The sequence below is a fragment of the Bacillus sp. NTK074B genome (assembly GCF_017303375.1).
Taxonomy (GTDB): Bacteria; Bacillota; Bacilli; order Bacillales; family Bacillaceae_B; genus Rossellomorea.
Window position 1 is genome coordinate 37,192 of record NZ_JAFKOH010000013.1, and the last position, 19,981, is coordinate 57,172.

21 protein-coding genes, 1 riboswitch and 1 other annotated feature are annotated in these 19,981 nt (G+C 43.6%); of the genes, 10 read left to right on the top strand and 11 right to left on the bottom strand.

What is annotated here, in order from left to right; all coding sequences use genetic code 11:
- The first annotated feature begins 252 nt into the window (after positions 1-252).
- The 3 genes from JI667_RS18630 (at position 253) to JI667_RS18640 (ending at position 4,148) form a co-directional block, all read left to right on the top strand.
- The gene (locus JI667_RS18630) at positions 253-1,428 is read left to right on the top strand and encodes an FtsW/RodA/SpoVE family cell cycle protein (RefSeq protein ID WP_206857765.1); all 1,176 of its coding nucleotides are present in this window, start codon (positions 253-255) and stop codon (positions 1,426-1,428) included.
- Between the two features lie 51 nt (positions 1,429-1,479).
- Positions 1,480-1,683: a binding site (T-box leader), on the top strand.
- Between the two features lie 51 nt (positions 1,684-1,734).
- On the top strand, positions 1,735-3,423 hold the full coding sequence (gene argS / locus JI667_RS18635) for an arginine--tRNA ligase (RefSeq protein WP_206857767.1): 1,689 nt from the start codon (positions 1,735-1,737) through the stop codon (positions 3,421-3,423).
- Between the two features lie 143 nt (positions 3,424-3,566).
- Complete coding sequence (locus JI667_RS18640; protein WP_206857768.1) at positions 3,567-4,148, top strand: YqaA family protein; 582 nt, start codon at positions 3,567-3,569, stop codon at positions 4,146-4,148.
- A 56-nt stretch (positions 4,149-4,204) separates the two neighbouring features.
- Here the strand turns inward: JI667_RS18640 and JI667_RS18645 are convergent, their stop codons facing one another.
- The 3 genes from JI667_RS18645 to JI667_RS23015 form a co-directional block, all read right to left on the bottom strand.
- The gene (locus JI667_RS18645; RefSeq protein ID WP_206857769.1) at positions 4,205-5,104 is read right to left on the bottom strand and encodes a diacylglycerol/lipid kinase family protein; all 900 of its coding nucleotides are present in this window, start codon (positions 5,102-5,104) and stop codon (positions 4,205-4,207) included.
- Positions 5,105-5,274: 170 nt separating this feature from the next.
- Positions 5,275-5,559: a hypothetical protein gene (locus JI667_RS18650; RefSeq protein ID WP_244668394.1), complete on the bottom strand. Its 285-nt coding sequence runs from the start codon at positions 5,557-5,559 to the stop codon at positions 5,275-5,277.
- A gap of 85 nt (positions 5,560-5,644) precedes the next feature.
- Positions 5,645-5,803: an Lmo0850 family protein gene (locus tag JI667_RS23015; RefSeq protein ID WP_306471845.1), complete on the bottom strand. Its 159-nt coding sequence runs from the start codon at positions 5,801-5,803 to the stop codon at positions 5,645-5,647.
- Positions 5,804-6,096: 293 nt separating this feature from the next.
- Between JI667_RS23015 and JI667_RS18655 the strand changes: the two genes are divergently transcribed.
- The 6 genes from JI667_RS18655 (at position 6,097) to JI667_RS18675 (ending at position 11,002) form a co-directional block, all read left to right on the top strand.
- Positions 6,097-6,576: a CAP domain-containing protein gene (locus JI667_RS18655; protein ID WP_414635251.1), complete on the top strand. Its 480-nt coding sequence runs from the start codon at positions 6,097-6,099 to the stop codon at positions 6,574-6,576.
- A gap of 96 nt (positions 6,577-6,672) precedes the next feature.
- Entirely contained in the window at positions 6,673-6,765 is a 93-nt protein-coding gene (locus JI667_RS23210; RefSeq protein WP_368077919.1) for a hypothetical protein, read from the top strand.
- Between the two features lie 341 nt (positions 6,766-7,106).
- Positions 7,107-7,274, top strand: a complete 168-nt coding sequence (locus JI667_RS18660; RefSeq protein ID WP_206857770.1) for a hypothetical protein — start codon at positions 7,107-7,109, stop codon at positions 7,272-7,274.
- A gap of 335 nt (positions 7,275-7,609) precedes the next feature.
- The gene (locus JI667_RS18665) at positions 7,610-9,043 is read left to right on the top strand and encodes an alanine/glycine:cation symporter family protein (protein WP_206857771.1); all 1,434 of its coding nucleotides are present in this window, start codon (positions 7,610-7,612) and stop codon (positions 9,041-9,043) included.
- A 168-nt stretch (positions 9,044-9,211) separates the two neighbouring features.
- Complete coding sequence (cls, locus tag JI667_RS18670) at positions 9,212-10,660, top strand: cardiolipin synthase (RefSeq protein ID WP_206857772.1); 1,449 nt, start codon at positions 9,212-9,214, stop codon at positions 10,658-10,660.
- Between the two features lie 84 nt (positions 10,661-10,744).
- Positions 10,745-11,002 carry a YpbS family protein gene (locus JI667_RS18675; RefSeq protein ID WP_206857773.1) on the top strand — a complete coding sequence of 86 codons (258 nt, stop codon included), beginning with the start codon at positions 10,745-10,747 and terminating at the stop codon, positions 11,000-11,002.
- 95 nt (positions 11,003-11,097) lie between these two features.
- On the opposite strand, the gene JI667_RS18680 is transcribed toward JI667_RS18675, so the two are convergent.
- Both JI667_RS18680 and JI667_RS18685 read right to left on the bottom strand, forming a co-directional pair.
- On the bottom strand, positions 11,098-11,370 hold the full coding sequence (locus JI667_RS18680; protein WP_206857774.1) for a DUF2187 family protein: 273 nt from the start codon (positions 11,368-11,370) through the stop codon (positions 11,098-11,100).
- A gap of 294 nt (positions 11,371-11,664) precedes the next feature.
- Entirely contained in the window at positions 11,665-12,837 is a 1,173-nt protein-coding gene (locus tag JI667_RS18685; RefSeq protein WP_206857775.1) for an MFS transporter, read from the bottom strand.
- A 261-nt stretch (positions 12,838-13,098) separates the two neighbouring features.
- A riboswitch (SAM riboswitch) is annotated at positions 13,099-13,203 on the top strand.
- A 91-nt stretch (positions 13,204-13,294) separates the two neighbouring features.
- On the opposite strand from JI667_RS18685, the gene JI667_RS18690 reads away from it, so the two are divergent.
- Positions 13,295-14,614, top strand: a complete 1,320-nt coding sequence (locus JI667_RS18690; protein WP_206857776.1) for a Na+/H+ antiporter NhaC family protein — start codon at positions 13,295-13,297, stop codon at positions 14,612-14,614.
- A gap of 281 nt (positions 14,615-14,895) precedes the next feature.
- On the opposite strand, the gene JI667_RS18695 is transcribed toward JI667_RS18690, so the two are convergent.
- From JI667_RS18695 to JI667_RS18715, 6 genes are all read right to left on the bottom strand, one after another.
- Positions 14,896-15,651, bottom strand: a complete 756-nt coding sequence (locus JI667_RS18695) for a (S)-benzoin forming benzil reductase (protein WP_206857777.1) — start codon at positions 15,649-15,651, stop codon at positions 14,896-14,898.
- 111 nt (positions 15,652-15,762) lie between these two features.
- A complete protein-coding gene (locus JI667_RS18700; RefSeq protein ID WP_206857778.1) occupies positions 15,763-16,548 on the bottom strand; it encodes a divergent polysaccharide deacetylase family protein in 786 nt (261 codons plus the stop codon).
- 136 nt (positions 16,549-16,684) lie between these two features.
- A complete protein-coding gene (locus tag JI667_RS23085) occupies positions 16,685-16,972 on the bottom strand; it encodes a helix-hairpin-helix domain-containing protein (protein WP_368077920.1) in 288 nt (95 codons plus the stop codon).
- Positions 16,973-17,146 (bottom strand): hypothetical protein, encoded by a 174-nt coding sequence (locus JI667_RS23090; RefSeq protein WP_306465471.1) that lies wholly within the window; start codon positions 17,144-17,146, stop codon positions 16,973-16,975.
- A gap of 11 nt (positions 17,147-17,157) precedes the next feature.
- On the bottom strand, positions 17,158-19,137 hold the full coding sequence (locus tag JI667_RS18710) for an ABC transporter permease subunit (protein ID WP_206857779.1): 1,980 nt from the start codon (positions 19,135-19,137) through the stop codon (positions 17,158-17,160).
- A 116-nt stretch (positions 19,138-19,253) separates the two neighbouring features.
- Positions 19,254-19,964 carry an EAL domain-containing protein gene (locus JI667_RS18715; protein ID WP_206857780.1) on the bottom strand — a complete coding sequence of 237 codons (711 nt, stop codon included), beginning with the start codon at positions 19,962-19,964 and terminating at the stop codon, positions 19,254-19,256.
- Positions 19,965-19,981 lie beyond the last annotated feature (17 nt).

A 19,981-nucleotide genomic window follows, 5' to 3' on the forward strand; every position in this document is an offset into this window, starting at 1 on the left:
ATTAATTTATAAAATCAATTTCAATATTAATCACAAATAAGGAATATGTAATAAATGGAATCTTCTTCCTCTATTTTTCCAATGAATCCTACTGCTATCAACATTCCGAATGAATTCATTTCCACACCTGTTCTGAATACCTGCCACATACCGACAGAAGTTAACGAATTTGTCTGGTCATGAGTAGAAATTTCCCTTCATTTCTATTAGACTAAGGAATGTGAAATCTTTAGAAATTCAGGTGAATAGAATATGGAAACTCGCCAGCGATTTGCTGATAAGATCGATTGGGGTCTTCTCTTTTTACTCATGCTGTTCTTCATCGTAAGTGCAATGGGAATCAGCAGCGCCCAGACCTCAGGGCAATATGGAACAAACTTCGTCATTAGACAGGCATTTTGGTATGTTGTGGGTGGAATCATTATAGGGGCAGCATTATTCCTGGACTCAGATCAGTATAAGCGGCTTGCCTGGTACATATACGGTGCGGGAATTTTCTTGCTCGTTTTATTATTGATTTCACCAGAGAGCATCGCACCTCATCGGAATGGGGCCAAAAGCTGGTTCATGCTTGGACCGCTCGGGTCTATACAGCCTTCAGAATTCATGAAGACATTCCTGATCCTTGCTCTGGCACGCGTCATTACCAATCATCATGAACTTAACCCAAGAAAAACGGTACAGACAGATTTTCAATTGTTAATTAAAATCGGCTTGACCACCCTTGTTCCCCTTGCGTTCATCATGCAGCAACCTGATTTAGGGACATCACTGGTCATCCTTGCCATTATGACAGGGATCATCCTCGTATCAGGTATAACGTGGAAATTAATCGTTCCCATCTATGCGTCCATCGGGGTCTTAGGAGCGGGCATCCTTTCACTGGTGATTTGGGCACCGGAATTATTAGAAAAGTATTTGAATGTAAAACCCTATCAATTCGGACGTATTTATGCATGGCTAGATCCGTATAACTACGCGAAATTAGAGGGTTTTCACTTAATCAACTCCCTTAACGCCATTGGCTCCGGCCAGATTTTCGGAAAAGGTTATAGCGACCGGGAAGTGTATATCCCGGAAAATCATACGGACTTTATATTCAGTGTCATCGGTGAAGAGTACGGATTTATCGGGGCAAGTGTCGTCATCAGTTTATACTTCCTGCTGATCTATCATTTGACCAAGACGGCCCTTGATACGAAAGAACCCTTCAACGCTTACGTGTGCGCAGGAATCATCAGTATGATTACATTCCATGTGTTCCAAAACATCGGTATGACGATCCAGCTACTGCCAATCACCGGGATCCCCCTTCCGTTCATCAGTTATGGAGGAAGTTCCCTCATGGGGAATATGCTGGCCCTCGGACTTGTATTCAGTATGAGGTTTCACCATAAAACGTATATGTTTTCTTCAGAGGATTCTTAATTACTGGTTGCATTCATCCTCTGGATGTGTAAAATAATAGTAATTAGATATCGACATTCAATGAAGAAGAGAGTAATCCTGATGTTGAATCAAAAGCGAGCCGGGGGAGGTGAAAGCCCGGTATGAAACTCTGGATGAACCGCACTTCCGAGAAGTTTTTCTTGAAATCAGTAGGGAAAAACCGGGATCTCCCGTTATACAATGAGCGCCCTTTCGGGAATAAGAGTGGTACCGCGAGCTAAACTCGTCTCTATGTTATATAGAGGCGGGTTTTTTTATGTTTACTATTAATGGAGGTGCACAAAGATGGATTTAAAATCAATACTGGCCCATCAAATAAAGACTCAGCTTTTATCAGATTGGTGCGAAGAAGATCTCTGCAACTTGATCGAAACACCAAAGCATAGCCATTTAGGGGACCTGGCATTTCCCTGTTTCCAACTGGCAAAATCCCTGAAGAAAGCTCCGGCACAGATCGCCAAAGAGTTTGCCGCTGCACTTTCCTCTCCCCTTTTCACCAAGGTGGAGGCAGTTGGACCATATATCAACATCCATTTCGACGGGGCAAAAGCCGGAAAGGAAATCGTGTCGGGAGTTTTGGCGAGAGGAAACAATTATGGTACCCATACCTTCGGAGAAAAGAAAACCATTGTATTAGACATGTCCTCTCCCAATATCGCCAAACCATTCTCCATGGGACATCTACGTTCAACGGTCATTGGCAATGCCATTTCAGCCATAGCTGAAAAATGCGGCTATACAACTGAGAAAATAAATTATGTTGGGGATTGGGGCACACAATTCGGAAAACTGATCGTTGCTTTCAAAAAGTGGGGAGATCCCGAAAAAGTGAAAGAAAATCCCATCTCCGAATTATTTGTTCTTTACAAAAAGTTTCATGCTGAGGCGGAACTCGATCCTGCCCTTGAGGATGAAGGAAGAAAAGCCTTCAAGTTACTGGAAGATGGAGATGAGGAAATAACGGAATTGTGGAGATGGTTCAAGGATGAATCCCTCCAAGCCTTCAAGACGATCTATTCCTTACTGGGGGTGGAATTCGATTCCTACAACGGGGAAGCGTTTTTCAATGACAAGATGGAAGAAGTGGTAAAAATGCTTCAGGAAAACCAACTTCTTGAGGAATCCCAAGGGGCTCAGGTAGTGCGCATGGAAGATGGGAATCTGCCTCCATGCCTGATTACGAAATCGGATGGGGCCACTCTCTATGCCACACGTGACCTGGCTGCTGCCCTCTACAGAAAGCGTCAATATGACTTTGATGAAGCCCTGTATATCGTCGGCCAGGAACAGACCATCCATTTCAAGCAAGTGATGAACGTGCTGAAACTGCTTGGGTACGAGTGGTCAGATGATATGAAGCATATTCCTTTCGGACTGTATTTGAAGGACGGGAAGAAGATGTCGACACGAAAAGGCAGAGTCATCCTGTTGGAAGAGGTCCTTCAAGAGGCGATTAAAATGGCAGAGGAAAACATTAAACTGAAGAATCCCGGCTTAGAAAATGCTCACGTTGTTGCTAGAAATGTCGGGGTCGGTGCGATCATATTTCATGACCTGAAAAATGACCGGCTCAATGATATAGAATTCTCCCTGGAGCATATGCTCACATTCGAGGGAGAAACCGGTCCTTACATTCAATACACCTATGCAAGAACACAGTCACTGCTCAGAAATGCAGGGATCATGTCTCCCATGAAGTTCGAAGGTCTGGCTGATGCCGAAAGCTGGGAAGTAATCAAGCAGCTTCGCCTATTTCCGGAGACCATCGAAAAAGCATGGCAGCATTACGGCCCATCCGTCATTGCCAAATATTTAATCGATACATCCCAAAGTTTCAACCGTTATTATGGTAAAACGAAAATCCTTGCAGGAGATTCACAACAAAACTCCCGCCTCGCTTTGGTTCAAGCTGTCGGGATCGTCCTATCCGAAGGTTTGCGTTTGCTCGGCATGAAATCACCTTCAGAAATGTAGAAATGGAAAGAATTCTGTCACTATTTCCCGAGAAATAGAATGATATGATTGGGATATTTCATGACTCCCTATATGAAAAGTGATATACTTTCTTATGTTCTATTTAAATTGAAAATAACGCTTTATTCATAAAGGAGAGTACTATGTCTGAACTACTTCACACGTTCGAAGCCTGGTTATTGGATTATGGTGTATGGGGACTGATTCTTGTTTCGTTCGCCGACTCATCGTTCTTCCCCATCCCACCTGATGTGTTACTGATCCCACTTTCAATCGCCAACCCAAACAGCGCATTACTTTACGCACTATATACGACGGTCGCGTCCGTCATCGGATCCCTATTTGGATGGTGGATCGGTAAAAAGCTGGGACGACCGATTCTGGTTCGTTTATTCTCAGAGGCCCGCATCCAAAAAGTAGAGGAATATTTCACGAAATTCGGGCCCATGGCACTCTTGATTGCCGGTCTGACACCAGTTCCTTATAAAATCTTCACCATTTTCGCAGGGGTTTCCGGCGTCAGGATTCGCGTACTGGTGATCTGGTCGATTATCGGAAGAGGTATCCGTTTCTTCTTGGAAGGGGCCATCATCCTGACCCTCGGGGCAAAGGCAAAACCCTTTATCGAGGAAAATTTCACATTCCTTACCCTTGCAGCCGGAGGAGTGTTGATTGCTGTATATCTTGTCTACCTGATCATCAAAAAGAAAAAAAGAACCCCTTGATCAAATGACATAAAAGGAGCATGGCGTACGTTACACACGCCATGCTCCTTTTTTCTTTAGTCCGGGGAACCCACTACAAATCGAAGATGCTTCTCCAGCACTTTCAGGGACTGACTGCTCCCCTCATATAGCTCCCCATCCATATCAAGCTTTTCGTCTTGCCCCAGTTCAATATGGGCTTCCTTTGCCTGAATATGCATGATGTCATCATATTCCTCACTGATATTTCCTGTACTTTTAATGACCAGAAATTCCTTCAATAATGGGAATCCACTTTTCTTCACGATATAGATGTCCATCAGGCCGTCACTCATATCGATACAGATTGGCAGGGGATTAGATCCGATGGAACGTCCGTTGGCGACCAACAGCATGACTACCTCTTCTTCCACCGTCTCGTTTTCCGTTGTGACCTTTACCCTGAGAATGGGAGAGTCTTTAATGGACTGGAACGCACTGATGTAGTAACTTAATTTCCCCAGTACGCTTTTTGATCCCACATCGATATTATCGCTCGTCTGGGAGACCAATCCCGTCCCCCAGAAATTACTGAAATACCTCTCCCCCGCCTGGACGATGTCGACGTCCTGTTCGGAAGTCTGTTCCGTTATGAGCCGGACCGCTTGTCCAATGTTCATCGGTATGTGCAGGGAACGGGCAAAATCATTACACGTCCCACCTGGAAGGATGCCCACAAGGGGACGATCTTCGAGGGCAGCCAGGCCATTGATGGATTCATGAACCGTGCCGTCCCCGCCCATGATCACGACCAGCTCATATTGGCTTCCTGATTCCCTGCAAACCCTCTCAGCGTCACCTTTTTCTTTTGTCTTATGAATGATCAGATTCGTGCATATATCCAGTAATGGAGGTACAGCGTCCTTCAACAGGACTTCAAGTGTCCCTTGACCTGCCTTGCCGTTGCATATGAATAAAACATCCGAATATTTCGCCATGAAAATCGTCACCTGACTCTTCAATTAGTTTAATCAATAAAAAGAGGCTGACCCAAAACGATGAGTGATAATCATCCTTATCGGACCAGGCCATAGGCTTTCAGATTACTGCTCTATAACTCGGGGATTCTTGACCGAAAACGTGAAAATTCTTGGATCAGCCTCTTTTACTATGCTGTATTGGAATCATCCTGGGGGACTTGGAGTAAAAATCGATGGGCAATTCCAAGACGCCCTTTAATGTAGCTTTGGGGATCATATGGAATATGCCGATTCTGCATACGATGGAGTTCCATTTCCGCAAACATGGCCAGGGCACGACTAACCTGATCCAAAGCCATGGTTATACTCCCGGGATCTGAAGGCTGCTCCCGGCTCATACAATAGTATGAAATCTCATCTGCCTTCTTTCTGATCTCCTTTAATGCTTGTAGATCAAACATCATTCTCTCCATGCCTAACCCTCCTCTTCACCTTACGTATAGTATATCGGGGAGAAAGAGGAAATATGTCTGTCCAATCATTCTCGGGTGAGCGGGTTTATGAATCTTGTGTTAACGTCTTAGGTAATGGTTGATACTGCTTTAGTGAATGAAGGATTTCCCGTCTTGATTTCGTTTTTGAAATATTAACTCCGACGTTCGACAATTTCGTTATCACTTTTTTAAAGCGATCGTTCTCCTTTACCACGTTATTCACCTCTTTTATAATATCGTTACCTATTTGTACGTTTTACTCTGCAAAAGGTTTCACTTAATGTTATATGATTTCCCTTTTCCCTAAAAATGCAACGATAATCCTATTTTTACACATTTCAGAAGAATAATTTGTTCCGAATTACACAATTTATACTCATGAAGACGAAACTATCCCTCTTTCTCATTACATCAATCCTAGTCTATAGCCTATTTGTTCTACCTATTGCAGCTGCAGAAAGCACGTATTCTGTTAAAAAAGGAGATACTTTTTGGACCATTTCAAGGATATTTCACATGGGATTGTCAGAATTGATCAAAGCGAATCCTCAAGTAACGAATCCAGCTGTCATTTTCCCCGGCCAGACAATTAATATTTCAACAGCCTCAAAGGATTCAATTGAAGACCGGGTCACTGCATTGATCAATCAGGAAAGGCAGAAAAACGGGCTCTACCCCCTTCAGACAGACGGGCTTCTCTCCATGATCGCCCAATACAAGTCCCGTGATATGAGAGATACCGGGTATTTCTCTCACAGGAGCCCAACCTACGGGTCTCCTGATGATATGTTGAAGAGCTTTCACATTTCATACCGGCAGGCTTCTGAAAACATTGCCGCCGGACAGGAGAGTTATGAAGAGGTTGTGAAGGAATGGATGACCAGCCCGGTTCACCGCAAGAATATCCTCAACGGGTCCTATACCCATGTAGGCGTTGGATATGCCAAAGGTGGAGCTTACGGTACGTATTGGACGCAGCTTTTCATTTCGAAATAAACAAGACGGTAAGGTCCGTCCCTCTTATAAAATCGAAATCATTTTGGAAATAACGTAGTGGATATTTCCTATACACAAGGAAATGTCTCTCAGGTTATGTCACAACAAGTTGTGACCGTTTCTCCGGAGGCTTCTGTCGAAGAGGCTTCGGCTTTAATATCCAGCATCAGGTGCGCCGTTTACCAGTAGTTGAAAACGGTCAGCTTGTGGGGATGCTGGCTTTAGGGGATTTGGCAGTGCAGCAGAAATCCGATCAAAGCGCGGGTAGTGCCTTAAGCGGGATCTCACAGAACCACCCTTCCCTAACAAAAGGCTACAAAAGCACAAACTTCATATCTTTCATTAAACAGAATAAGGGGCTGGTGGTACAGCCCCTTATTTGCTGTTTAATGAGGTCCGTCCCTCTCTTCGACTTGTTTTGACTTAAAGGGGGGCCAATCGTCATTATTTTCATGTAAAGGGAGGATTTTCTTTATTTGTGACGAATATGTGATTTAATACAAATGGTGTTATGGAGGAGGAGGTTTTGTATGAGTCGTACTGCACGCTCGTACCGAAAGGAAGTTCGTCATTTTAAACGTGAGAACCGAAAAAAAGTCTTCGCCGACAGCATTCTTGATTTCTTATTTATGTTATTTGGGATTTCTATGATTACGGGTATTTTATTATTTATGCTGGGGTTTTGGAATTTTTATTAGTTTATTTGATTATCACCGCTATCATATTTCTATTTTCTTATCGGGATTTTATTTTGCTGCCATGGATCTCTATGGCTTTTTTTTATGATGACATTTATGAAATCCGTACAGAAAATAGTATTCCACTATCTTTCATTATATTATTTCAATATAATTTTACACCTTATTATCGGTGGCCTAACACAGTCCAGAAAACCTTTATTACTATGATAAAATAGTTCGCTCTCCAAAATAAAACCTGGTAATATTTTAATATTCAGATAATAACTTGAATTTTATTTGAAATTTTCAGATAATAATCTATGTAACCGACACAAATTTCTGAGGGGGTTATCATGGATATTTTAAACCATTTAGTCACGGAAGCAAATTCAATCTTATGGGGGTATATTTTAATTGGTGTACTACTCATTTTAGGATTATACTTCACCATCGGATCTAAATTTGTTCAAATTCGCCATCTAGGTGAAATGTTTCGTTTATTAGGAGATAAAGATGTGGTCGAAGCAGAGGGAGAAAAGCAGATTTCATCCCTGCAGGCATTCTTTATCGGAGCAGGTACTCGAATTGGTACAGGTAATCTAGCAGGAGTAGCCATTGCCTTAGCAATTGGAGGACCTGGAGCGGTCTTCTGGATGTGGCTTGTCGCCATTCTCGGAGGAGCCAGCGCCTTTGTTGAAAGTACATTGGCACAGATTTACAAAGAAAAAGATAAGGTTGGATTCAAAGGCGGCCCCGGCTACTATATGAAGAAACAATTGGGCAAACCTTGGATGAGTTCGATCTTTGCAGTCACAATCATCCTTTCTTTCGGGACAACCTTTAATGCGGTTCAAAGTAATACGATTGCTACAGCGTTCAGTAACTCATTTAATATCAATACGTTGGTTATCGGGCTTATTTTGGCTGGGTTGACCGCATTGATCATCTTTGGAGGAGTCAAGCGTATCGCTAACTTTTCGTCCTTCATCGTTCCGATCATGGCAGGATTTTATATTGTACTCGCATTATATGTCGTCATTACGAATATCAATGAAATGCCTGGCGTCATCGCCCTTATTTTCAAAAGTGCATTTGGCTTTGATCAAGTGGTGGGGGGCGGAATCGGTGCCGCTATCATGAACGGGGTAAAACGTGGATTATTCTCCAATGAAGCCGGTATGGGTAGTGCACCGAATGCGGCGGCTACGGCATCTGTTTCCCATCCGGTTAAACAGGGATTCATCCAGGCACTTGGCGTATTCTTTGATACCATTCTTGTCTGTTCGGCAACGGCATTCATCATTTTAACATCAGATGCTTACGGATCAGGCTTGACGGGGATTGAATTGTCTCAAGCAGCTATGTCAGAACATTTTAACTCATGGGCCGGTATATTCCTGGCGATTGCCATCTTTACTTTCGCCTTCAGTTCCATCATTGGAAGTTATTATTATGGGGAAGCCAATCTTCCATTTATCAATAAGAGCAAAACAGGTTTACTCATCTATCGTTTCATTGCACTCGGGATGGTGATCTTCGGTTCCGTTGCAAGTCTTGATATCGTTTGGAGCCTGGCTGATTTCTCCATGGCATTGATGGCCCTTACAAACCTCGTTGCCATCGGTATCCTTGCCCCGATTGCCTTTAAGGCACTCGACAACTATATGGCCCAGCGCCGACAAGGATTGGATCCGGTCTTCTATGCAGATGATATTCCAGGGTTACGTGGAGTTGAAAGCTGGCCGGAACGTCGTAGAGAAGTGCCTAAAAAGGCAGTGAATGAATAAGACAAAGCATCTAAAAAAGAGCAGGCTCGGTATTGACCCCAAAAAGTTAGTTTTCTACTCTAACTTTTTGGGGTCGATACCCTTCTGCTCTTTTTTTCTTGTCATTTTTTTCTATTCCATTCTCAGGTATACTAGTCATAGAAAGCTAGTCAAAGGAGCCTTAACATTATGAGTATCCTATCTACTCTACTGGGAATATTATTTTTTCTAAACCTGATCCTTGCAGCCGTGATTATTTTTCTGGAACGGAAGGATGCGGGGGCGACCTGGGCCTGGCTGATGGTATTGTTCTTTATTCCATTACTGGGATTCATCCTCTATTTGGTCTTTGACCAAAACTTAAGCAGGAAGCGGTTGTTTGATTGGGATGATATGAAGAAAATCGGAATAGAGGGTTTAATACAGAATCAAATCCATACATTGAAAGAGCATCGATTTCCTTTCAGGAATGACATTTCTTCCCGATATCAGGATCTTATTTATATGCACTTGATCAATAATGATGCGCTACTGACCCAGGATAATGAAATTGCACTATTTACACACGGAGAAGACAAGTTTCAAGCACTATTAGAGGACATGGATGCTGCACAGGATCACATTCATATCCAATATTACATCTTCAAGAAAGACCATCTGGGAAAGCGAATCTTGGAGAAACTCACTGAAAAAGCCCGACAAGGTGTTAAGGTCAGGGTCCTGTACGATGAGATGGGGTCCCGGCGAACGAGGCGCAGGTTCTTCAAGGATCTCCTCTCGGCAGGGGGCGAGGTGGAGGTATTCTTCCCTTCGAAGATTCCCTTTATTAATCTTCGCTTAAATTACCGCAATCATAGAAAGCTTGTGATACTCGATGGGAAGGTCGGCTACGTTGGCGGCTTCAACATCGGGGATGAATACTTGGGTTTAAATCCGAAGTTCGGTTATTGGCGGGATACCCACCTGAGAATTGAAGGCAGCTCTGCTCTGGCCATGCAGACCCGCTTCATACTGGATTGGAACCAGGCAAGCCGTTCCAAGAAGATTGCCTATGATTTGAGATACTTCCCCCTCTCTTCCTTTTCGGGTAAAGCAGGCGTTCAAATTGTCACATGTGGACCGGACTCGGAATGGGAGCAAATTAAAAACGGTTATATCAAGATGATTTCGTCTGCCAAGAAGTCCATCCTCATTCAGACTCCTTACTTTATTCCGGACGTAAGCCTCCTCGATTCATTGAGAATCGCCGCTCTTACAGGTGTGGTTGTCAGGATTATGATTCCGAATAAACCGGATCACTTATTTGTGTACTGGGCCACCTATTCCTATATCGGGGAACTGTTGAAGGCGGGGGCCAAAATTTATATTTACGACAACGGGTTTATACATGCTAAAACCATTGTCGTAGATGAAGCGATTTCGTCTGTCGGCACAGCCAATATCGATGTGCGAAGCTTCCGATTAAACTTTGAGGTCAACGCATTTCTATATGATCAGGCACTCTCTGCAGACCTGACCTCTGTGTTTATGGATGATATTGAAAAAAGCAGGGAATTAACACTGGAAGAATATCATCAAAGACCATTGATGATTAAGTTGAAGGAGTCCATATCGAGGCTTTTGTCCCCCATCTTATAAAAAGAGGTGTTCAGACATTGCCATGAGGTGCGGGAAAAAGGCATAATAGAGGTAATCTGCTAATGAATAGAGAGGAATGAGATCATGAGTGTTCATAAAGAGATTTCCAAGCATTCCAACAAGCAAAATCAGCTGGTTCAGAAATTCCTAAAGCTGGATGAAGAGAGGGAAAGCGCTATTGACGAAGCGGTTCAACTGTGTTCATCAGGGAAGCCGTTTACAACGGAGCGCATCAACCACGTAACAAATGAAATAAATGTCCTTGCCCGTCAAGGTGTGGTTCCCCAAAGAAAACTTGTCACATCCGAAATGGTTGAGGAATACGTTGGGAGACTGTCCTAACCGTTACGTCATTTCAGACAATATAAATAACCCTGACTCACATCTAACCATTTACTGGTGAAACCTGAGTCAGGGCTTTTTCATTTCGCAAGGGTTTAAGCTTTTAATGCGCTATTCCACCCATCATAAACAAATACGGGCTGGGAATCATTTTCCGCTCGCTCAATGACCACGTAATTTTTGTGAGCTACAACGGTTTGGTCATCCGGCAGATCCAGCTTCTTCGCGAATTCCCGATCCATTTTTACAATGACGGTATTTTCTCTTAACGTAGTGACCACACCATTGATGACATGTTTCTTTCTTTTGAACTGAATTGTATCTCCAAGGTTGGCATTCTCTTTTGAGTAAACAAATGTATTTTCCATTTTAGTATCCCCTTTTTATATAATGTATGAGTTTCTCTGTTTAATTGAAAGAATTTTCTAATAATATTATTTTAACGTGTATTTGAATAAATATCAATGAATCACTTACCCTTTTTGTACCACAATTTAATAAAGTCAAAACCTATTGGGGAGAAACCTTTTTTACAACCTGCTATCCATAGTGGAACAGGGCACTTGTATATACTTATACAACGATAGAGGAAAATCCTTCCTTTCCAGGGTTTTATATAAAAAATAGGCATCCGTGAGTATCGGATGCCTGATAATGCCAGATTAATAAGCCAACGCATTCTTCTTCTCTTCCTTCATGAGAACGAAGCATAGGAAGATCCCTAGCAGCGACAGCACAGCGAAGAAAAGGTACACTGTGTAAATGGAGTATGTTTCATAGATGAAGCCTCCCACAAAGGTGCTGAACCAGTTCCCAAGACCATTTCCAATGGCTGAGTATACAGTCACGGCTGTGGCTGTAATGTGAGCCGGGGTAATTTCCTTAATATACCGTAGGCCTGCCGGAATGAATAAACCAATGGCGAGGCCCTGCATAACCGCTGATGAGTAAACCAGCCAAAGACTTGGTTCTGTGAAGTAAAATAGCCAGCGGATCATGGAAGCTGCACCTGCCAAGGCTGCCACCGTCAGGAGACCAAACTTATCAATCCACCCTCCAGCGATCCTCATGAACGGGACTTCAGATAATACAGCAATTAAGAATGCGAGGCCGATTCCAGCGTACGTACCTCCGGAGTCTTCTACAAATAGCCCAAAATACACATTGTTAGCCAAATTCGGTCCAAACACCAGAAAGGTGACGGCCAGGAAGATCAGAAATTTCTTCATCGTAAATAATTCCTTCATCCCTGCTTTTAGGTCGAGCTTAGCAGCCGCCCTCTCTTTAGGAAAACGGAATGAAAGGAATCCTGAAAGGACCAGGCAAATAAAGAATGAGTAGAAAATGATCGTCGGTCCGATGAAACCTTCAGAGAGCCTTCCCATGATGAAGACCGCAATTCCGAATCCCAGGGAGCCAAATAGGCGGATATTTCCATAGTTATATCGAACTTTACTTGTGTACTTCAGGCTGATGCTATCCGATACAGGGATGATGGCACTTTGAAAGATTGCGACCAGAATTGCAACGACCAGCAATCCGTAGTAAAAATCCATGAACAAATATCCCAGTGCAAAGATACCGGCTATTAAAGATGTGATTCCTAACACGAGGGTTGGACGATTGGTTGTGTCGCTTACCATTCCCCATATGGGTTGGAAGAAGATCATCATGATGGGACCGACGGACATGATGGTTCCAATTTGGTAACCGTTCAATCCTACGCTTTCACTTAAATATACACTGAGTAGAGGGTATAGACTCCCCACCCCGAAAAACGTCAATAAATAAAACCCTTGTAACGTAAAAATTTGATTTCGTACAGTTCTTTCCACTTCCGTATCCCCCAAGATGTTTTTTGTCTATTTTATACTAGACCCTGATCGTGCACTTGTCTATGAGTTTATACCTTTTTATGGATAAAGTCATGGTTTTTCAGAGAACCTGCATGTCTGGCCGTAGCAAGCCCCTACGCTTTTGGTTCATCCAGCTACGCCTGCCAGGCCCCTTGAGGTCATATAAATTTCCGGTTTGACTTTTTCGGTTAAACCCTTTAAAGTATGGAAGTATGTTTTAAATCAACTAAATAACATATCTTCTTATCCAGAGAGACGGAGGGACTGGCCCAAAGATGTCTCGGCAGCGGACTCATATTGAGTGCTGTGCCACATCCAGCAAGCGTAATGCTTGAAAGATAAGAGGAGTGTTTCGTTTGAATGAAACCTCTTCTTATTTTGGAAGAGGTTTTTTTATTTGGTTAATTCTTATTTAGACGACAAAGGAGTGTATAGCATGAATCAAGAAAAAGGAAATGTATTGGCTTTATTGCCCTTGATCATATTTGTTTCACTGTTCCTTGGAGCAGGCATTATCTCAGGAGACTTCTATGCGTTTCCTGTACTCGTATCCATCATCATTGCAGCCGTTGTGGCACTCTTGATGAACCGGAAAGAGACATTGACAGCCAAGATTGAACGGTTTGCTAAAGGAGCCGGGCACCCGGATATTATGATAATGGTCTTTATCTTCTTATTGGCAGGTGCGTTTTCCGGTGTGGCTGAAAAGATGGGAGCCGTTGATTCAACCGTGAACTTCGCTCTATCCGTGCTTCCAGGCAACTTGGTCATTGTCGGTTTATTCATCATCGCCGCTTTCATTTCCTTATCAATGGGAACCTCCATGGGTACGATCGCAGCATTAGCACCGATCGGGGTGGGGATCAGTTCCGGCGCAGATATTTCAATGGCCCTGACCATGGCGACGGTCATCGGAGGGGCAATGTTCGGGGACAACCTATCGTTTATTTCTGATACGACCATTGCTGCCGTCCGTACACAGAAAACGGAGATGAAGGACAAATTCAAAGTGAACTTCTTCATTGTATTACCTGCAGCCATCGTCACCATGGTCATTCTTTTTATTCTAACAATGGGGACTCCATCCTCTGTACAAGCAGAGAGCTTTGATTGGGTGAAAATGATTCCCTACCTCGGAGTCATAATCGGGGCGCTTGCAGGTTTGAACGTATTTGTCGTCCTGTTAGGCGGGATCCTGTTCGCAGGGATCATCGGATTTGTGGATGGAAGCTTTACCCCATCCAGTTATTTCGGCAGTGTGGCAGACGGTATGACGGGTATGGCAGAAATTGTAATCCTTTCGATCCTGATTGGAGGAGTAGTCGAATTGATCCGTCATAACGGTGGAATTCAGGCCATCCTTTATCACGCCACCCGCAAGATCAAATCCCCACAGGGAGCACAGCTTGCAACGGCGGGATTAGTCAGCTCGACGAATCTTTGTACAGCCAATAACACCATTTCAATCATCATCGCAGGTCCTCTGGCTAAAACACTGAGCGATCAATATGGTGTGGATGCCCGTAAGTCAGCGAGTATCCTGGATATCTTCTCTTGCGCCGTTCAAGGCTTGATCCCATACGGGGCACAGGCGCTGCTCGTAGCAGAAGTAGCAGGGATATCGCCCATCAGCATCATTCCCTATGCTTTCTATCCTGTGTTGATTGCGATTTGCGGATTGATTGCGATTCAGTTCGCCCTTCCGAAGTTCACGCGTAATAGGGCTTCTGATGGAGATGCTGTCCGGAGTTCATGATTGGTAAAGAAGAGACAGATCCTTTGGGTTTGTCTCTTTTTTTATTATGGCAAAAGGGTTAGAAGATGTGTTAAGGTCGCTCCATTGTGGATATAATTGGTAAAATACGCAATTATAATAGAAATGACGCAATCACTCTGGAAAATGACGCAATTAACTGGTCAACTATTCCGAATACTTTTATAGATTCCTTCAAAAGAAGGGAATCACTCTTTCACAGGACATATTTCACTACAAACCACAAAAAAAAGCAGATCCCGCTCCCGGAATCTGCTTCTCTCTTATAATAAATCATTCACGTGATAAAGCTTACCGCTCTCAACATCATTTTCTGTTATCAAGTTCAGTAGAGCATCCGCAACCGTTTCCGTACTACGTAGCATCCCTTCTTCTTTGTAACGCTGGAAGGATTCAACATCTGCAAAGGATTCTTTGGAGGACGAACGGATTTCCCCCTGCATGTCCGTATCCATCACCCCTGGACTGAATGCGATCACCCGATGGCGGCTATGCTGATTGGAAAGCTCCAGGCTTACCGTTTCCGTCAGCATGTTGATTCCCGCTTTCGTTGCACAATAGGTGCTCCATCCATATACGGGACGACTTCCCGCTCCTGAGCTGATATATACCATGATCATTTTCGAATCAGAGCCTTTGGCTGCTTTGATCATCTCATTGGTGGCAATCATAGGAGACAGTAAATTGACATGCACACTCGTTTCAAGTGCTCCGTTGTCCACTTCACCAGACGGGTCGATCGGCGTCACCACACCGGCATTTTGCACGACATAAATCGTCTCAGCTTCAGACCCCAACACCTTTGTCCCCACTTCGCGGAAAACGGCTTCTGTTTGTCCTGGTTGAGAAAGATCACAGGGAAAGAATTCATACGACACTTCATTTTCCCCGGCAAGCTTCTGTAAACGGCTATTATCTGTACGGGAAATATTCATGATGCCAATTCCCTTCTCTATAAAGAGTTTGGCGACGGATTCCCCTAATCCCCTTGTTGCTCCTGTCACAACTGCATAATCCATATGGAATCATCTCCTTCTTATCTACTGATTATAAGGGAGAGTGACCCTTTCACAAATTATTAAGCATCCGATTAACAGAAGTTTTACAATTGATCATCGAATGTCAAACGATCAAGGCATGCTCTCATCAATCAAATGATACTCCGGTATGAGATCTGATAGTGGCACAATTGACGCCTTCTTCTCATAAAGGGGAAGGAATTCCTTTAACATGGTTGCTACCTTCATTCCTGTCACCCCTACATGGCCGATCGCTATGGTTGCATCGTCACTATCCAATTCTTTGGACAAAAGCCTCGCCTGCTTTCCGATATGCTGGATCGTGTAGACATCATCAAAAAATAATTCATTTTCCAGATACGGCACACCCATTTTTTTAGCAAGCTCAGGGATCACGCTTTTCCCGGTTGTCTTACTATCCAGATAAAATAATCCCTTTTCTTTGCATACGGTCAGTACGATCCGCATGACCCTTTCATCTGCCGTTGCCTTCGAACCCATATGATGGTTGACACCAACTGCATAAGGCACCTCTTTGATCGCACCTTCTACCCTCTTTCTGATTTCTTCATCAGTTAGAGATGTGGTAATGGCGCCGGGTCCAAGCCAGCTCGCTTTCCCGGTCACCGGTTCCATAGGAAGATGGATGATAACTTCGTGCCCATTTTGGTGGGCTTTTTCAGCATCGGCCCTGGTAGTGGGCAGAAACGGCATGACGGCGATCGTTAACGTGACGGGTAGGCTCAGAATTTCATTTGTTCCTTTCATGTCGTTCCCCAAGTCATCTATGACAATCGCCAGTTCATTATGATGAGCTGAAAGGGGAAGAATGTTCCTTGCTGATGCAGACGTTTGTATGGTAAAAGACATTAGTAAACTGACGAGCAGGATTTTCATCTCACATCACTCCTTTCCCTTATAATGTCCATTTTGAATGGGATATACAAATGAGGTCCGTCCCTCCAAAATCAGCAAAAAAGAAAGCCGGAAAGCGTAATGTCGCTTTCCGGCTTTGCTTTTAGGAGGGACGGACCTATTGACCCCAGGCTTTGGTGGGACGGTCTTCCGGATAGCCGTGGGTCTGGCGGTAGGTTTTTCTTTCGGCTGTGAAGTCCCACCAGTTCTTGGTGCTATCCGGATGATTGGCGTGGTGGACGACACATCTGAGGGAGTCTTCGACGCAAGGGTCCATCCAGACGCCATGTTTCTTTTCTAAATCGATGATCAGGTCCTCCCCCTTCTCATCTTTCATTTCTACGAAAGTATAAAACCCCAGATCTTCCACAACATTGTGAGCCATATTGGGGCCGATGGATGGAATCTATTGAAAAACAGACATGGCGACTAAGTATCGCGCTCGCTCTAATGGGATGTCCAGTATTTCACCGAGATGTTCAGGTGAGAAGTCTAATATGTCTCTCAGCCGGACCTTCCCTTTACGCAGGTTCGATCTTTCCTTATCCGTGAGGGGTAATTTCGGACTCTTCCTATTCATATTGTCTCCTCCTACCCTTTAAAGGATTGCCGGCGTATAAATTGGAAATCTTCCACCGCCGGGGTGTTCGCTTTCTTCTTTACTAATGTAGGTTTCGCCTTGATTGGCTTGTTGTTCACAAGGACCCCGACCTTCGTTTGCTGGATCTCCTTCACACCCTGTACGATGAGCTGCATGGCGATGATCGCAATCATGAAGGCGACTAACGGAGCAATGACAATCCAGTACTTGCCCGTCATAAGAGAGTTCTTCGTGGAGCTGATCAACCCTGACCATTCAAACGTCCCTGATTTCGGTGGATCCGGCACAAGCCCTTCGGTTATAATCGTCCCTCCCAGGAAGAGATGGAATAATCCTAGATGGACAAGAATGAGCAGCGTCTGGATAAACTGCTGCCCCCAAATGATAAAGAGCCTCGGGGCCAGGTGAGGGAAGAGATGCGTCCAGAGAAGGTGTTTATTGCTCCCTCCCAATAGCTTCGCTGAGAGGACAAAATCCTGTTTTCCTATTAGTTTCATCTCATTACCGATCAATACGGTCGTTAAAGGCAATACGAGAATCGTTAACACGACCGCTTCAAATACAAGTCGTTCAAATATCGAGTGGTCCCAGCCTAAAACAGGCAGCCCCCACAGGACCGGTCTTAAAAGGAGATAGGCGATAAGACTTAAAGGAAGGAAGTGTACGGAATCAACCATTCGATCCAGCCAGTTCTTCCTGCTTTCTTTTAAGTGAAAATGATAGGCAATACCAAGATAGAATCCTCCGATTACCCGTAAAGAAGCTACTATCAAGGCAAAAAGCAGGGTATATTTGGCTCCCACAATAAGCTGATCCAGGATACTATAACCAAAGAAGTCTGATCCGAGGATCATGTCTCCAAATGGTTTATGGGGAGGGGCACTGATGATTCTGCCCTCGTCATTCTTCATGAATTGAATTTGTTTTATCGGCTCTTCTTTAAACGTTGAATACAGGAAACTGGCTGCAACCAGACCAAAAATCACGCTGAAGCCGACGGCAAACTTACCGTTATGCATATGCTGCCACCACAGCCTTCGGATGGTCGAAAGGAAGCCCCATATCTTCCATTCTGTCCACTTTGTTTTATCTCTTTTATATTTCGTGTAATCTTCACTGCTCTCATGGTTGATCCATAGATACACTCCCTGATACACCAGAAAAAATGGCGTGTAAATCATGATCAATGAGATGGCGATCACCATAGGTCTGAAATCCTGGATGATATAATACGTGATACCTTTCATATTGAAGATCGTTTCAATGATGAATAAACTCGACAGCATACCCCAGATGATAAGCTTTCCATGATAAAACAGGCTTGGGGAAATATTTTTCAGCACATGGGAAAACAGAATCCTGCCTTTCGACATCCCCTTACTCTGAGCAAATTCAATGTGGGGCTTGAGCAGCTCTTCTTCCATAATAAAGAGCATGATCCGGAAGAATGAAATCATCGGAATGATGGATAACGTTACCATCGGGGCAAGGAAGACTTTTTCCTCGCCATATTCTGCAAAGTTCATCAGCTCCACTCCGAAATATTTAAACACATAGACGATTAAAAGCTGGAGCATGAACGCGAACATCAAATCCGGCACAGTCTCTAACAGGTTCAGGCCTTTCTTCAGAACAGAAGTGACAGACCGGGGTAAAAATACGGTGAAGATGGTGAGGATGAAGGCAAAGCCAAGCCCTATTCCCAACGCACCCCCTACAATCTGCAGGGAGTATACATATGGATCCCACAGTATATCCAGAAAACTGACGGTGACCCCTTTGTACGAATAACTCCAATTGGCACCATCGAGGAAAATAAAGATAAACCTCACAAATTCCTCAAGATATCCTACAACGTTGTACAGCCCCCTCTCCCTGAATACTTCAGGTGCTATACTCACGGCTAAAATCCCAAACAGACCAAGAACATAATAGAATATCAGTTTAACCGGATAGATGAGAAATTTCATAGTATGGATCCCCTTTTTCCTCAGTTTAATTGAAATGTAAATTTTTTTCAATTTTATTTCAAGTCTGACAATTCCATAACAAAAAAGGACTCCCTTAATAGAGAGTCACTCTTCTGTTATGCCAACAGCCGGCTCGGCCTTCCTAAATAAAACCCCTGTCCGATGGTGATCCCGATTTCCTTGGCCACCTGCATATCCTGTTTCGTTTCGATGCCTTCCAATACAATCAGTGTATCATTTCCGTAAAATTGACTGAAGAAAGAAAGGAATCTCTGTTTCTTTTCATCCTGAGCCAAATTCATGGCAAAATAGCGGTCCAACTTGATGATTTCCGGTTCATACTCAATCGATTTCTTTATGGAGGATGTTCCTTGTCCGAAGTCATCAATGGCATACCAGATACCATATTGCTTCAATTCTTTCAATGACTCTTTTAATAATGGATTCTGCCACAACTCTTCTGCACTGGATTCATTAATCTCCAGTACAAGTCGTCCCTTTATGGCAGGAAAGCGGTTCATAAGATCTGAAAAATACGTGTGGAAACTCGGATGCAGAATCGTTGTGATATAAATATTGAGAAACAACTTACAGTGCTTGAGTCCATTATTCGAAAAACTTTCAAGGGCCTTAGAAATGGATAGGGTATCAAGCTTATACAGGATATTGGCTTTCATGGCCGATTGAAAGACACTTTCTGGATTCTCGTTGAACTTATTTCGTAACAGTCCCTCATAAGCATAGAGGGTTGGGTGTTCACCCATATCATATAATGGCTGAAAATCGTGATAGATAAAGTCGTCTTGAAAAATAGTAAAGATGTTCATAGGACCCCTATACTCTC

Bases quoted from the DNA above. Each gene is read 5' to 3' on its own strand.
- cls (WP_206857772.1), top strand. From the start codon at position 9,212: ATGAGTATCCTATCTACTCTACTGGGAATATTATTTTTTCTAAACCTG.
- JI667_RS18715 (WP_206857780.1), bottom strand. From the start codon at position 19,964: ATGAACATCTTTACTATTTTTCAAGACGACTTTATCTATCACGATTTT.
- JI667_RS18710 (WP_206857779.1), bottom strand. From the start codon at position 19,137: ATGAAATTTCTCATCTATCCGGTTAAACTGATATTCTATTATGTTCTT.
- JI667_RS18680 (WP_206857774.1), bottom strand. From the start codon at position 11,370: ATGGAAAATACATTTGTTTACTCAAAAGAGAATGCCAACCTTGGAGAT.
- JI667_RS18645 (WP_206857769.1), bottom strand. From the start codon at position 5,104: ATGGCGAAATATTCGGATGTTTTATTCATATGCAACGGCAAGGCAGGT.
- JI667_RS18690 (WP_206857776.1), top strand. From the start codon at position 13,295: ATGAATCAAGAAAAAGGAAATGTATTGGCTTTATTGCCCTTGATCATA.
- JI667_RS18640 (WP_206857768.1), top strand. From the start codon at position 3,567: ATGTCTGAACTACTTCACACGTTCGAAGCCTGGTTATTGGATTATGGT.
- argS (WP_206857767.1), top strand. From the start codon at position 1,735: ATGGATTTAAAATCAATACTGGCCCATCAAATAAAGACTCAGCTTTTA.
- JI667_RS18665 (WP_206857771.1), top strand. From the start codon at position 7,610: ATGGATATTTTAAACCATTTAGTCACGGAAGCAAATTCAATCTTATGG.
- JI667_RS18695 (WP_206857777.1), bottom strand. From the start codon at position 15,651: ATGGATTATGCAGTTGTGACAGGAGCAACAAGGGGATTAGGGGAATCC.
- JI667_RS23090 (WP_306465471.1), bottom strand. From the start codon at position 17,146: ATGAATAGGAAGAGTCCGAAATTACCCCTCACGGATAAGGAAAGATCG.
- JI667_RS18700 (WP_206857778.1), bottom strand. From the start codon at position 16,548: ATGAAAATCCTGCTCGTCAGTTTACTAATGTCTTTTACCATACAAACG.
- JI667_RS18650 (WP_244668394.1), bottom strand. From the start codon at position 5,559: ATGGAGAGAATGATGTTTGATCTACAAGCATTAAAGGAGATCAGAAAG.
- JI667_RS23210 (WP_368077919.1), top strand. From the start codon at position 6,673: ATGTCACAACAAGTTGTGACCGTTTCTCCGGAGGCTTCTGTCGAAGAG.
- JI667_RS18660 (WP_206857770.1), top strand. From the start codon at position 7,107: ATGAGTCGTACTGCACGCTCGTACCGAAAGGAAGTTCGTCATTTTAAA.
- JI667_RS18655 (WP_414635251.1), top strand. From the start codon at position 6,097: ATGGGATTGTCAGAATTGATCAAAGCGAATCCTCAAGTAACGAATCCA.
- JI667_RS18675 (WP_206857773.1), top strand. From the start codon at position 10,745: ATGAGTGTTCATAAAGAGATTTCCAAGCATTCCAACAAGCAAAATCAG.
- JI667_RS18630 (WP_206857765.1), top strand. From the start codon at position 253: ATGGAAACTCGCCAGCGATTTGCTGATAAGATCGATTGGGGTCTTCTC.